Genomic DNA, 13,232 nt, shown 5'->3' on the forward strand with positions numbered 1-13,232 from the left:
TCTGGAGAAAACCATGTTCATTCAAACCGAAGCCACCCCTAATCCCGCCACGCTGAAGTTTATTCCCGGCCGCGTCGTGGTCGACGGCAGCCCGATGGAGTTTTCGAGCCGCGAAGCCGCGGGCCGCTCGCCGCTGGCCGAAAAGCTGTTCGACGTGCCTGGCGTCACCGGCGTGTTCTACGGATCGGACTTCATCACCGTGACCAAGGCGGGCGGTGAATGGCAGCAGCTTAAGCCCGCGATCCTCGGCGCAATCATGGAGCACTACATGTCTGGTGCGCCGCTGCTCGCCGACGGTACGGCGCAAGCCGACGCCGATCTCGACGACGAGGACGAATTCTTCGACGAAGCCGATGCCGAGACGGTCGACATGATCAAGGACCTGATCGAGACCCGTGTGCGGCCGGCCGTAGCCAATGACGGCGGTGACATCACCTTCCGCGGCTTCAAGGACGGGATCGTCTATCTCAACATGAAGGGTGCCTGCTCAGGCTGCCCGTCATCGACCGCGACGCTCCAGCACGGCATCCAGAACCTGCTCAAGCATTTCGTGCCTGACGTGGTCGAAGTCCGGCCGATGTAAGACGGTGCCGTAGGGTGGGCAGAGGCGCACTTGCGCCGTGCCCACCAACCAGGATGAAAGAGCCGTGGTGGGCACGCTTCGCTTTGCCCACCCTACGAAGTACGGCGATATCAGGGGGTTGCGAATAGTGCGCGAAGAATGGCGGATAGGCGCGTGGTTCGCTAGACTGTTCGCCATTCGCCACTCGCCATTCGCTTTTCCATGCTGATCCTCGCCATCGATACCGCGCTCGACGCCTGCGCGGCCGCCGTGCTCGACACCGAAACCGCCGAGCTGCGCGCGCAGGAATCACTGCCGATGAAGCGGGGGCATGCCGAAGCGTTGATGCCGCTGATCGCGCGGGTGATGCAATCGGCAGCGCTCAGCTTCACCGCGCTCGACCGCATCGCCGTCACAGTCGGCCCCGGCAGCTTCACCGGCCTGCGCGTCGGCATTTCGGCGGCGCGCGGCCTTGCGCTCGCGGCCGAGCGGCCGGCCATCGGCCTGACCACCTTGTCGGCCTATGCCGCCACCATCGTCGGCCAGAGCCGATCGGCGCCCGTGATCTCCGCGATCGACGCGCGGCACGACCACGTCTATTTCCAGATCGTCGCCGGCGACGGCAGCCAGCTGGTGCGACCGAAAGTCGCCAGCATCGACGAGGCCATCGCGGCCTCGCAATTCGGCGCGCCGCATCTGGTCGGCAACGCCGCAAACATCCTTGCCGAGCGCTGGCCGAAGGATGGGCCGCAACCCGTTGCGGTCGACGCACAAGCCGCGCCCGACATCGGCTGGGTCGCTTGGCTCGGTGCCGCCGCCGATCCCGCGACAAATCCGGCGCGGCCGTTCTATCTAAAAGCACCCGATGCCAAGCCGGCCGCACAGGCGCCGCTCGCACAAGCCGCAAACTCATGATGAGATGGTTGTCGCAATGGTGGCGCGGCGGCACCGCCGCCGTCGAGCCCGCGTCCGCACGCGATGCCGCGCGGCTGGCGCAGCTTCATGGCGCCTCCTTCGCACGCGGCTGGGGCGAAGGCGAGTTCGAGGGCATGATCAGCGAGCGCAACACGCTGGTGCATCGCTTGCGCCTTGGCCGCAGCACGATCGGCTTTGCGGTGTCGCGGATCGGCGCGGACGAAGCGGAAATCCTCTCGATCGCAGTCGACCAGGCCCATCGCGGCCGCGGCCTCTCCCGCACGCTGCTGATGACCCATCTCGGCCATCTCGCGGGGCGCGGCGTGCGCACCATATTTCTTGAAGTTGAGGAAAATAACCAGCCGGCGCGCCGGCTGTATGATCGGGCCGGATTCATGGTGGTCGGGCGCCGCGAACGCTACTATAAGCAGCCGAACGGGGAACAATTGAACGCCCTTCTGATGCGACGTGACTTGTCGTAACATTGATGGCAGAAAGCGCCCCGTCAGGCAGATCCATCATGACCGCACTGAAACCCTCTTCCGCATCCAAGGCGTCCGGCATCGAGGCCCGCTGTGCCGCCACCGGCATGCGCATGACCGAGCAGCGCCGCGTCATCGCCCGCGTGCTCGCGGAGGCGGTCGACCATCCCGATGTCGAGGAGCTGTACCGGCGCTGCGTCGCAGTCGACGACAAGATCTCGATCTCGACGGTGTATCGTACCGTGAAATTGTTCGAGGATGCCGGCATCATCGAGCGCCACGATTTCCGCGAGGGCCGCGCGCGCTACGAGACGATGCGCGACAGCCACCACGACCACCTCATCAACCTTCGCGATGGCAAGGTGATCGAGTTCACCTCCGAAGAGATCGAGAAGCTCCAGGCGGAGATCGCGCGCAAGCTCGGCTACCGACTGGTCGATCACCGGCTCGAGCTCTATTGCGTGCCGCTCGACGACGACAAGCCGACGTCTTAGTTGGGCATGATCTCCGCGCAAACGCCTTCCGCGTTTGTCGCGCGGGAAAACCGCTCCACACTTTTCCGGATCATGCCTTAGTGCCGATAGACCTCATCATCTTCGATTGCGACGGCGTGCTCGTGGATAGCGAGGTGATCTCCTGTCGCGCGCATGCGGATGTACTGACGAGGCACGGCTATCCGATCACGTCGGACCAAGTGTTCGAGCGCTTCCTCGGTCGCTCGACGCGGCAGGCCAATCTCGAGATCGAGACCGAGCTCGGCCGCAAGCTGCCCGACGCCTATCACGGCGATCTTCAGGCCGAGTTGTTCCGTTCGTTCGAGGCCGATCTCGAAGCGATCCGAGGCATCCATGACGTGCTCGAGGTCGTCACCCAGCGCGTCTGCGTCGCCTCGAGCGGCTCGCATCAGCGCATGCGCGTGAGCCTGGGGAGTACGGGCCTGTACGAGCGCCTCGCGCCGAACATCTTCTCGGCCTCACAGGTGAAGAACGGAAAGCCGGCGCCGGACCTGTTCCTGTTCGCGGCGAACGAGATGGGCGTATCGCCAGAGCGCTGCGTCGTGATCGAGGACAGCCTGGCCGGCATTGCCGGCGCGCGGGCGGCCGGGATGACCGTGTTCGGCTTTTACGGGGGCAGCCATTGCGGCGACGGCTATGCCGAAACGCTGCGCGAGGCCGGCGCTGATCTGCTCTTTTCCGACATGCATGAGCTGCCGGAGCTGGTCCGGCGGGTCGAAACGGACGCCCTGGCGGGCTGATTTCGGCCACTCCGCGTGATTCCGAGGCACCCTTGGACGCGGGAATCTCGCGGCAAAACTCTGAAATCCGGGTTCGCGCTGGCGTGCGCCCCGGAATGACGACCCGAAAAGCGGCCAATCGCTGGATTTTCACCCCTCCAGCCTATATCTGAGGGCCGTCCTCCACCTCAATTTCGGGTTCCATGACGCCGCCGCGCAAGCTGCACATCAAATCATATGGCTGCCAGATGAACGTCTACGATGCCCAGCGCATGGTGGACACGCTGGCGCCGGAAGGATTCGTGGAGACGGCCAGCGCCGAGGAAGCCGACCTCGTCATCCTCAACACCTGCCATATCCGCGAGAAGGCCTCAGAGAAGGTCTATTCCGAGCTCGGGCGCTTGCGCGTCGCCAAGGACGAGGCCGCGCGCGCGGGCCGCGCGATGCAGATCGCGGTCGCCGGCTGCGTGGCGCAGGCCGAGGGCGAGGAGATCGTGCGCCGCGCGCCCGTCGTCGACGTCGTGGTCGGACCGCAGAGCTACCATCACCTGCCGGATCTCCTGAAGCGCGCCGGCGACGAGGGCCGGGCAATCGAGACGGAGTTTCCCGCGGCCGACAAGTTCGGCTTCCTGGCCCAGCCCAAACCCGACGCGATCCGCGCGCGCGGCATTTCCGCTTTCGTCACGGTGCAGGAAGGCTGCGACAAGTTCTGCACCTTCTGCGTCGTGCCCTATACGCGCGGCGCCGAGGTGTCGCGCCCCGTTGCAAAGATCGTGGACGACGTGAAGCGGCTTGCCGACAACGGCGTGCGCGAGCTCACCTTGATCGGGCAGAACGTCAACGCCTATCACGGCGAAGGGCCGGATGGAAAAAGCTGGCCGCTCGGCCGGTTGCTCGAGCATCTGGCAAAAATTCCGGGCATCGCGCGGCTGCGCTATTCGACCAGCCATCCGCGCGACGTCGACGATAGTTTGATTGCGGCCCATCGCGATCTCGGTGCCCTGATGCCGTTCGTGCATCTGCCGGTGCAGTCGGGCTCGGACCGGATTCTGGCCGCCATGAACCGGAAACATACCGCCGATGATTATCTCGATGTCATCGACCGTTTCCGTACCGCACGCCAAGATATTGCTTTTTCATCAGATTTTATCGTCGGCTTCCCCGGCGAGAACGAGCAAGATTTTCTTGCCACCCTCGCGCTTGTCACGCAAATCGGCTACGCTGCGGCTTATTCGTTCAAATACTCCGCCCGGCCGGGAACGCCGGCCGCGGACATGCAAGAGACGGTGTCCCCCGCCGAGATGGACCAGCGATTGGAGCGGCTCCAGGAATTGATCGACAGCCAGCAATCGGCCTTCAACAAGGCTGCGATTGGCTCAACGGTCGATGTGCTGTTCGAGCGTCCGGCCCGCAAGGAGGGCCAGATCGTCGGCCGCACCGCTTACCTCCAGCCCGCGCATGTGATGGCTTCGCCCGACATCATCGGACAGATCCTGCCGGTACGCATCGACAGCCTCGAGCGCTACAGCTTTCTCGGCGAGCTCGTGACGCCGCGCAACGCGCGCGAGCCCGTTTTATCGCAAGCCACTGGAGCCTGAACCCTTGCCAAAAAGCGCATCGGATTCGTCTTCTATCGCTCCCAGCCGCAAATTTGACCGCGACATGCAAGTTCCGCCCGAGACCCAGGTCGTCATCGATCTCGACGACAATCGCGCCGCTTCCGCGCTGGTCGGCCCTTACGGTCAGAATCTCGCGCAGATCGAGCGGCGCCTCGGCGTGGTCGTCGACTCCAAGGGCAACCACATCACCATCGGCGGCACGCGCGACGGCTGCGACGCCGCACGCCGCGTGCTGGAGATGCTCTACGCTCAGGCCGTGAAGGGCCAGGATCTCGACCAGGGTGAGGTCGAGGGCGCGATCCGCGCCGTGATCGCGCAAGGCTCGCTGTTCGAGTTCGACGCCAAATCGGCCAAGTCGACCTTCGACAGCATCAATTTGCGCAAGCGCCCGGTGCGCGCGCGCACCGCCGCGCAGGATTCCTACATCCGCGCGCTGAAGCGCCACGAGTTGGTGTTCGGCATCGGCCCGGCCGGCACCGGCAAGACCTGGCTCGCAGTCGCGCATGCCGCACAGCTGTTCGAGCGCAAGGAGGTCGACAAGATCATCCTGTCGCGTCCGGCGGTGGAAGCCGGCGAGCGGCTCGGTTTCCTGCCCGGCGATCTTCGCGAGAAGGTCGATCCTTATCTCCGTCCGATCTACGACGCGCTCTATGACCTGATGGACGCACGCATCGTCGAGCGCGCGCTGCAGACCGGCGAGATCGAGATCGCGCCGCTCGCCTTCATGCGCGGCCGCACGCTCACCAACGCCGCCATCATCCTGGACGAGGCGCAGAACACCACGTCGATGCAGATGAAGATGTTCCTGACCCGTCTCGGCGAGAACAGCCGCATGATCGTAACAGGCGACCCCTCCCAGATCGACCTGCCGAACGGCCAGACCTCGGGTCTGGCGGAAGCGACCCGGCTGCTTGGTGGCGTCGAGGGGATTGCACAAGTTCATTTCAAAGCCGAGGACGTGATTCGCCACGAGCTCGTGGCGCGGATCGTCGCCGCATATGAAGGCTCGCCGCAGCGGCCGGCCACCGGTAAATCCTGAAGAGACAACAGCCGGACCAAGCGGCGCAAACACGGCGCCTTTCGTTCCGAACAAACAAGATGTCACATCCGAACTTTCCCATGACCGAGGTCCTCGTCGTCGCCGATTGCTGGCAGCGCGAGCCCGATTCCGAATCCGTGATCCAGCGCGCCGTTGCGGCCGCCGCCGAGAGCGTCGACGAAGACGTTGCGGAGGCGGAAGTGGCCGTGATGCTGACCGATGACGCCGGCATCCGTACCCTCAACGGCAACTGGCGCGGCATCGACAAGCCGACCAACGTGCTGTCGTTCCCCGCGCTCCAGCCGGAGGGCGAGTGGAAGCCAGGCGATGCGCCGCGCATGCTCGGCGACATCGCGATCGCCTACGAGACCATGCGGCGCGAGGCGGACGAGGAACACAAGCCGTTCGAGCATCATTTGAGCCACCTCGCCGTGCACGGCTTCCTGCATCTGATCGGTTACGACCACGAGAACGACGCCGACGCGGAGGAGATGGAAGCGCTAGAACGACAGATCCTGGCGCATCTCGGCATCCCCGACCCCTATGCAGACCGCCCGGGGACAAACTGAGATGCCGGACTCCGACCCAATCCAGGACAACCCGCCCAACACGCGCAATTTGCCCGTCGTCGTGACGCAAGGCGAGGTGATGCGCCCGACCGCGGAAGGCTGGCTGCTGCGCGCCATCCGCACGCTGTTCGGCTGGAAGGCGGGATCGGTGCGCGACGACCTCCAGGTCGTGCTCGACGCGTCGACGCCCGACGACACCGGCTTCTCCGCGGTCGAGCGCACCATGCTGCGCAACATTCTCGGCCTGCATGAGCGCCGCATCGCCGACGTCATGGTCCATCGCGCCGACATCATCGCGGTGAAGCGCGACATCCCGCTCGGCGAATTGATGGACCGCTTCGAGAGCGCCGGCCATTCGCGGCTCGTCGTCTACAACGAGACGCTCGACGACCCCGTCGGCATCGTCCACATCCGCGACCTGCTCGCCTTCATGACCTCGCGCGCGCGCGTGTCGGACGCCGCCAAGACCAAGCGCAAGAAGCCGCTGCCGGCCGGACTCGATCTGCGCGCCGTCGATCTCGCGCTGCCACTCCAGGACGCGCGCATCATCCGCAAGCTGCTTTACGTCCCGCCGTCGATGCGGGCGATCGACCTGCTCGCGCAGATGCAGGCTACGCGCATCCACCTCGCCCTCGTGGTCGACGAATATGGCGGCAGCGATGGGCTGGTCTCGCTCGAGGACATCGTCGAGCAGATCGTCGGCGAGATCGACGACGAGCACGACAGCGACGAGCCGCCCTCGATCGTGCGCCTGCCCGACAACGCCTTCATCGCCGACGCCCGCGCCAGCCTCGACGACGTCCGCTCGGTGATCGGCGAGGATTTCGTCACCGGCGAGGCCGGCGAAGAGGTGGAGACGCTGGGCGGCTATCTCGTCAGCTTCGTCGGACGCCTGCCGGTGCGCGGCGAAGTGATCTCGGGCCCCGGCACTTACGAGGTCGAGGTGCTCGATGCCGATCCGCGCCGCGTCAAGCGGCTGCGCATCTCGACGCGGAAGGAGCGTCCTGCACCGCGCACCCAGCGTGAGAGCCGACGCCGCGAAGCTGCGCCGGAGAGCGGTCAACCATCGGCCAACGACACGCCCACCCCGCCGCCCAGCGACGGGGCCGGTCCGCAGTGAGCCTCCTCCAGCGACTTCGGCAGATTGCGCTTGCCATCATCCTCACCTGGGGATGGAAGCGCGCCGTCATCGCCATGGCAGCCGGAGCGCTGTCGGTGCTGGCGCTGGCGCCGTTCAATCTCTTCCCGGTGCTGTTTGTCACCTTCCCGGTGCTGGTCTGGTTGATCGACGGCGCCGGAGCCGGACGACATGGCGGCGTCCCTGCCGCGGCGCTAACCGGCTACTGGTTCGGGCTCGGCTATTTCGTGCCCGGCCTCTACTGGATCGGCTACGCCTTCTTCGTCGACGCCGACGTGTTCGCCTGGCTGACGCCGTTCGCCGTGCTGGGCCTACCGGCCTATCTCTCGATCTTCACGGCGATCGGCTTTGCGCTGGCGCGGCTGCTCTGGACCAAGAACGCCACGCGCGTGCTGGCTCTCGCAGCAAGCCTCACCATCAGCGAATGGCTGCGTGGTCACGCGCTGACCGGCTTTCCCTGGAACGCGTTCGGCTACGCGCTGTCCGAGCCGCTGCCGCTGGCGCAGACGGCATCGTTGATCGGCTTGTGGGGCATGACGTTCCTGACGGTCGCGATCTTCGCGAGCCCTGCGACGCTGATCGACCGCGCGCCCGATCGCCGCCTGCAATGGCGCGCGACGGCCGCGGCGATTGCGCTTCTGATCGTCATGGGCGCGTTCGGCGCGATCCGTCTGTCGCTGCATCCGACCACGATGGTATCAGGCGCCAAGCTGCGCCTAATGCAGCCGAACCTCCAGCAGGACGTGAAATTCAACTATGCCGCCAAGGCGGAGGTGATGAAGAAATACCTGGCGCTGTCCGACCGCGCCTCGGGTCCGCAATCGACCGGCGTGCGCGATGCTACCATCCTGATCTGGCCGGAATCCGCCTTTCCGTTCTTCCTCACGCGCGAAGCCGACGCGATGGCTGAGATCGCCGACCTTCTGCCGAAGGGCACCGTGCTGATCACGGGTTCGGTCCGCGCGCCCGACCTGCCGCGGGGCACGCCAATCACGCGCGCCTATAATTCGATCTATGTGATCGATCACGACGGCAGCGTGCTCGCTGTGTATGACAAGCTGCATTTGGTGCCTTTCGGAGAATTTCTTCCCTACCAGGGGTTGATGGAGAAGCTCGGTTTCGAGCAACTGACGCGCATGCGCGGCGGCTTCATTGCCGGCACCGTGCGGCACGCGCTGCCGGTCCCCAGCGCTCCGCCCGCGCTGCCGCTGATCTGTTACGAAGCCATCTTTCCCGGCGAGGTCGCAGGACGCAACGAACGTCCCGGCTGGATCGTGAACCTCACCAATGACGGTTGGTTCGGCATCTCGACCGGTCCCTATCAGCATCTGGAGCAGGCGCGGATGCGCGCGATCGAGCTCGGCTTGCCGTTGGTGCGCTCCGCCAATACCGGCATCTCCGCAGTGATCGATCCGGTGGGCCGCACCATTGCCAGCCTCGGTCTCGGGATCGAAGGCATTCTGGATGCAAGCCTGCCGGCCGCTATTCCGCCGACCGTCTATGCGCGGGTGGGCGATGCGCCCGCCGCCATGCTCGTCGCGCTGGCCGTTATCGTGGCGGTCCGTCGGCGCGTCGCCAAGCGCCCCTGATCGCGCCGTGGCCGCAGACGCGGCTGGAATCCTTTGACAACCGTAGTCCCGCTGTTGACAGACTGCACGCGGGCTCCCCATTCTGCACCGGCTGCGAAAGACGGCGATGCATTGCTAAATTTCTCCGCAATGTTTCCCAATAAGAGGATTCGGTTTGACGATGCTGGCACCTGAGGCATGCTTGACGATTGCGCCGAGGGTGATGTTTGGAGGGCTGAGGAAATGTCGAAAGCGCCCAACCCTGTTGACAAATATGTCGGCAGTCGCGTGCGTATGCGCCGCATCATGTTGGGCATGAGCCAGGAAAAGCTCGGTGAAGCTTTGGGCCTGACTTTCCAGCAGATTCAGAAGTACGAGAAGGGCACCAACCGGGTCGGTGCGAGCCGCATCCAGCAGATCGCCGAAATTCTCCAGGTCCCTGTGTCGTTCCTGTTCGAGGGCGGGCCGAGCGGTGTGCCAGGTCCGGATGGCTTCAGTGAAGGCGCCTCGCCCTCTTACGTCTCGGATTTCCTCGCGACATCGGAGGGACTCGCCTTGACCAAGGCGTTCACCCGAATCACCGATTCCAAGATGCGCCGCTCCATCGTCGATCTCGTCGAGCAGATCGCCGCCCGCGAAGGCCCCGACAAGCGCTGACGCGCGAATCTCAATGGCGATTTGAGACTGCGCCAAATCTGGCCTATGTCGTCATTGCGGCCGCGCCTCGATGCGCGTCCTCTCCGATGATGCAGTTCAAGGGCATAGATGCGTTCATGGCCAGCTCCAATTGGTTCGATTCCCAAACCATTCTCGATGGCATCCGCCGCTGGGTGGAGATCGAGACGCCGACCGAAGCGCCCGAACAGGTCAACAAGCTGATCTCCGTGGTCGCTGAGCAGTACCGCGATCTGCCCGTCACGCTCGAGCGCGTCGCCGGCGTCGGAGGCTGCGGCGATCATCTCGTGGCGCGCTCGACCTGGGGCCAGGACCGGCCGGGTATCCTGGTGCTGAGCCACCTCGATACCGTTCACCCGATGGGCTTCATCGAGCGCCTGCCGTTCAAGGTCGAGGGCGACAGCGCATTCGGCCCCGGCATCTACGACATGAAGGGCGGCGCCTACATCGCCCATCACGCCTTTCGCGCGCTCTGCGCCACCGGCGATCGGTCGCCGCTCGGCATCACCCACATGTTCACCTCCGACGAGGAGATCGGCAGCCCCACCTCGCGTGCGCTGATCGAGAAGGAGGGGCGCAAGGCCAAATATGTGCTGGTGACGGAGCCGGCGCGCGACGGCGGCAGGATCGTCACCGGACGCAAGGGCGTCGGACGCTTCCGCGTCTTCATCAAGGGTGTGCCCGCGCATGCCGGGTCCCGGCCGGAAGACGGCCGCAGCGCCGTTCGCGAGCTCGCCAACGTGATCCTGGCGCTGGAAGGGATGAACGACCTGAAGCGCGGCGTCAGCGTCAATGTCGGCGTGGTGCGCGGCGGCACGCGTCCCAACGTGACGCCGGAAGACGCCTATGCCGAAGTCGATCTGCGCGTGCTGAGCCTCAACGACGCGGACGAGTTCGTCGGCAAGATCCTCGCGCTGACGTCGAAGACCGAAGGCGTCACCGTCAAGGTCACGGGCGAGCTCAATCGTCCCCCTTACGAGAAGAGCAATGCAGGCGCCTCGCTCTACGAGCACGCAAAGACGCTTGCCGCCGAGATCGGCTTCGAGCTGATCGACACCCACACCGGCGGCGGTTCGGACGGCAATTTCACTGCCCCGCACACCGCGACCCTCGACGGACTCGGCGTCGACGGCAAGGGTGCGCACACCCATTATGAGCAGCTCTACGTCTCGTCGCTCGAGCCGCGTGCGCGGCTGCTCCACCGTCTGTATCAGACGCTGCGATGAGCGAGCGCAAATCAGATCCCGAGCGCGATGACAGCGAGCGCGCCTTCTTCGGGCGCCGCAAGGGCCACAAGCTCAGGCAGCATCAGGCCGGGTTGATCGATCATCTGCTGCCGCATCTTGCGCTCGACATCGCGAGCGAAGCGCCGGCGAATGCCTGCGAGATCTTCGATCCCGCAGCGAACGATGTGCGGCTCGAGATCGGCTTCGGCGGCGGCGAGCATCTCGCAGCCGAGGCGCAGAATTTCGCCACGACCGGCTTCATCGGCTGCGAGCCCTATGTCAACGGCATGGCCAAGATCCTCGCGCAGATCGAGGCGGCCAATATCGGCAACATCCGTCTGTTCGCGGGCGATGCCGCCGAGCTCCTGGCATGGCTGCCGAAGGCCTCGCTGTCGCGGATTGATCTGATTCATCCTGATCCCTGGCCGAAACGGCGACACTGGAAGCGGCGCTTCGTCCAGGACAGGACCATCGCCGCAATGGCGCGCGTGCTCAAGCCTGGCGGCGAATTCCGCTTCGTCTGCGACATCGACGATTACTGCGCCTGGACGCTGTCGCATCTTGCGCGGTCGCCGGACTTCGTCTGGCTTGCGGAGCGCGCCGACGATTTCCGGCAGCCCTGGGACGGCTACACCATGACGCGCTACGGCCGGAAGGCCGCCCGCGAGGGACGCAAGGCGGCTTACTTGCGATTCAGACGGGTCGATTAGCCGTCATTGCGAGAAGCCCGCGACAAAATTGCGAAGCAATTTTGCGCTGGCGACGAAACAATCCAGAGTGCCTCCACGGAGAGATTTCTGGATTGCTTCGCGGAGCCTGTCATCGGGCGCGCATTCGCGCGACCCGTTGGCTCGCAATGACGAAGCGCGGCGCTAAATCGTCTGCCGGTTGCGCCAGAAATTCACGACGCGTTCGGCGGTCGTCGGCATCAGACGCGTGAAGTTCACGCGCGCGGTCTCGATGTCGGCATCGGCGGGCGTGCGATGCGGGCCGTACCAGAGCAGGATGAGCGCGCGCACCGTGGGCCAGCCGAGATTGAGCGCGCGGCCCAGGATCAGAATCGGATCGTAGCGGTCGCCCGAAATCAGACGATCGAGGATCGAAAGGCGGACGCCGGACATCGCCGAGAGCGAGGCGATCGATTCCTCGTATTTGTGCGCCTTGGCGAAACCGAGCAGGGCGCTTTCGCCGAGGTGCCCCTCACGATGCAGGGCGAGCACGGTACGCTGTGCCGCCGAGAAATCGCGGCGCGGCCCCGGCGGCAGCGCCGCCTCCTCGATGGCCGCCATCGCGCGCTTGATCTCGATCTGGCGCACGGGATTGACCACGCTGGAGAGGCGGCGGCGGATGACGTCGAGCGTGCCGTCGAGAAGCTCTTTCAGGTGCTCGCCCGAGAGATCATTGCGCTGGCCGATCTTGAGGGTCAGCACGCCGTCCTGCGCGGCACGCTTGATCAATTCGGAATAGCTGCCAGGCGAAAACACCGCTCCGGCATTGCCCGCGGCGCGGCGCACCACGTCACGATCGCCGCGCTCGATCAGGACGTCCGTGACCTTCGCCGACAACGCGGGACGCTCCGTCATCGCCAGCAGATGGCCCTGGCCCTTCAGCCGCGCGATCTCGACCAATGCGGCCTCGTCAAGCACGGGCGAGCGGCGCAGCACGGGGCCGGCCACCATGATCTCGTTTTCACGCGCGAGCTGGCCGACCAGATGCCGCGGCGCATTGTTCAGCCGCGAGAAGCGTTCGGCGAGATCGACGCGCGAGGTGAGCTCGGCATGCGGGACGAGATCGATCAGGAGATTGTCGAAGAGATCGATGAGCTCGGGACGGAGTCTTGCGGCGTCGTGGAAGAATAATTCGGAGATGGCGCGCGCGATTTCGCCGCGACGCCGGGGATCGCCGCGTTTGACGATTTCGTCCAGTCCGGGAATGAGCGACGTGGCAACGGTCATGAAAACGCAACTCGTACGGGGCACGCCGCGGGCGCCCTTGGTCCAAGCCGCCCCACGATCGGGGAATTTAGCCGCCCGAGGTGAAGGAAGCGTTAGGCCCGGGGCGCCGCGAATCGGGCGCAAAAAGCCTCGTCCGCCCTGCGATGGGCCTTGTCCGGGGGGTTGGAAAGCGCTATATCAACAGCAATTCATCTTCTCATACGATCCGCGTAGTGAGAGTGGGCCCGAAAGGACCCGCTCTTTTTTATTA

General features: G+C 65.1%; 14 protein-coding genes. 13 read left to right on the top strand and 1 reads right to left on the bottom strand.

Going from position 1 to position 13,232, the window contains the following annotated elements; genetic code table 11:
• Window positions 1-13: 13 nt before the first annotated feature.
• The 13 genes from NLM27_RS31830 to trmB all read left to right on the top strand — a co-directional run bounded on the left by NLM27_RS31830 (window position 14) and on the right by trmB (window position 11,737).
• A complete protein-coding gene (locus tag NLM27_RS31830) occupies window positions 14-583 on the top strand; it encodes a NifU family protein (protein WP_254147041.1) in 570 nt (189 codons plus the stop codon).
• Between the two features lie 201 nt (window positions 584-784).
• Window positions 785-1,477, top strand: coding sequence for a tRNA (adenosine(37)-N6)-threonylcarbamoyltransferase complex dimerization subunit type 1 TsaB (gene tsaB, locus NLM27_RS31835; RefSeq protein ID WP_254147042.1), 693 nt, complete (start codon window positions 785-787; stop codon window positions 1,475-1,477).
• Complete coding sequence (gene rimI / locus NLM27_RS31840; protein WP_254147043.1) at window positions 1,474-1,959, top strand: ribosomal protein S18-alanine N-acetyltransferase; 486 nt, start codon at window positions 1,474-1,476, stop codon at window positions 1,957-1,959. Before tsaB ends, rimI begins: the two co-directional genes overlap by 4 nt.
• Window positions 1,960-1,997: 38 nt before the next feature.
• Window positions 1,998-2,453 (top strand): Fur family transcriptional regulator, encoded by a 456-nt coding sequence (locus tag NLM27_RS31845; RefSeq protein ID WP_027563929.1) that lies wholly within the window; start codon window positions 1,998-2,000, stop codon window positions 2,451-2,453.
• Window positions 2,454-2,533: 80 nt separating this feature from the next.
• A complete protein-coding gene (locus NLM27_RS31850) occupies window positions 2,534-3,214 on the top strand; it encodes an HAD family hydrolase (protein ID WP_254147044.1) in 681 nt (226 codons plus the stop codon).
• Between the two features lie 182 nt (window positions 3,215-3,396).
• Window positions 3,397-4,791, top strand: a complete 1,395-nt coding sequence (gene miaB, locus NLM27_RS31855) for a tRNA (N6-isopentenyl adenosine(37)-C2)-methylthiotransferase MiaB (RefSeq protein WP_254147045.1) — start codon at window positions 3,397-3,399, stop codon at window positions 4,789-4,791.
• Window positions 4,792-4,855: 64 nt separating this feature from the next.
• A complete protein-coding gene (locus NLM27_RS31860) occupies window positions 4,856-5,851 on the top strand; it encodes a PhoH family protein (RefSeq protein ID WP_254147046.1) in 996 nt (331 codons plus the stop codon).
• A gap of 80 nt (window positions 5,852-5,931) precedes the next feature.
• Window positions 5,932-6,420: an rRNA maturation RNase YbeY gene (gene ybeY, locus NLM27_RS31865; protein ID WP_254147047.1), complete on the top strand. Its 489-nt coding sequence runs from the start codon at window positions 5,932-5,934 to the stop codon at window positions 6,418-6,420.
• Window position 6,421: 1 nt separating this feature from the next.
• On the top strand, window positions 6,422-7,540 hold the full coding sequence (locus NLM27_RS31870) for a hemolysin family protein (RefSeq protein WP_254147048.1): 1,119 nt from the start codon (window positions 6,422-6,424) through the stop codon (window positions 7,538-7,540).
• Window positions 7,537-9,147: an apolipoprotein N-acyltransferase gene (lnt, locus tag NLM27_RS31875; RefSeq protein WP_254147049.1), complete on the top strand. Its 1,611-nt coding sequence runs from the start codon at window positions 7,537-7,539 to the stop codon at window positions 9,145-9,147. Before NLM27_RS31870 ends, lnt begins: the two co-directional genes overlap by 4 nt.
• Before the next feature lie 222 nt (window positions 9,148-9,369).
• Window positions 9,370-9,783 (top strand): helix-turn-helix domain-containing protein, encoded by a 414-nt coding sequence (locus NLM27_RS31880; protein WP_018319423.1) that lies wholly within the window; start codon window positions 9,370-9,372, stop codon window positions 9,781-9,783.
• Between the two features lie 86 nt (window positions 9,784-9,869).
• Window positions 9,870-11,027 carry a M20 family metallopeptidase gene (locus NLM27_RS31885; protein WP_254147050.1) on the top strand — a complete coding sequence of 386 codons (1,158 nt, stop codon included), beginning with the start codon at window positions 9,870-9,872 and terminating at the stop codon, window positions 11,025-11,027.
• Window positions 11,024-11,737 (top strand): tRNA (guanosine(46)-N7)-methyltransferase TrmB, encoded by a 714-nt coding sequence (trmB, locus tag NLM27_RS31890; protein ID WP_254147051.1) that lies wholly within the window; start codon window positions 11,024-11,026, stop codon window positions 11,735-11,737. The genes NLM27_RS31885 and trmB overlap by 4 nt, the downstream gene beginning before the upstream one ends.
• A 162-nt stretch (window positions 11,738-11,899) precedes the next feature.
• Here trmB and NLM27_RS31895 read toward each other — a convergent pair whose 3' ends face one another.
• Window positions 11,900-12,982 carry a DUF2336 domain-containing protein gene (locus tag NLM27_RS31895; protein WP_254147052.1) on the bottom strand — a complete coding sequence of 361 codons (1,083 nt, stop codon included), beginning with the start codon at window positions 12,980-12,982 and terminating at the stop codon, window positions 11,900-11,902.
• Between the last annotated feature and the right edge of the window lie 250 nt (window positions 12,983-13,232).

It is taken from the genome of Bradyrhizobium sp. CCGB12 (genome assembly GCF_024199845.1).
In the GTDB taxonomy this organism is placed as follows: Bacteria; Pseudomonadota; Alphaproteobacteria; order Rhizobiales; family Xanthobacteraceae; genus Bradyrhizobium.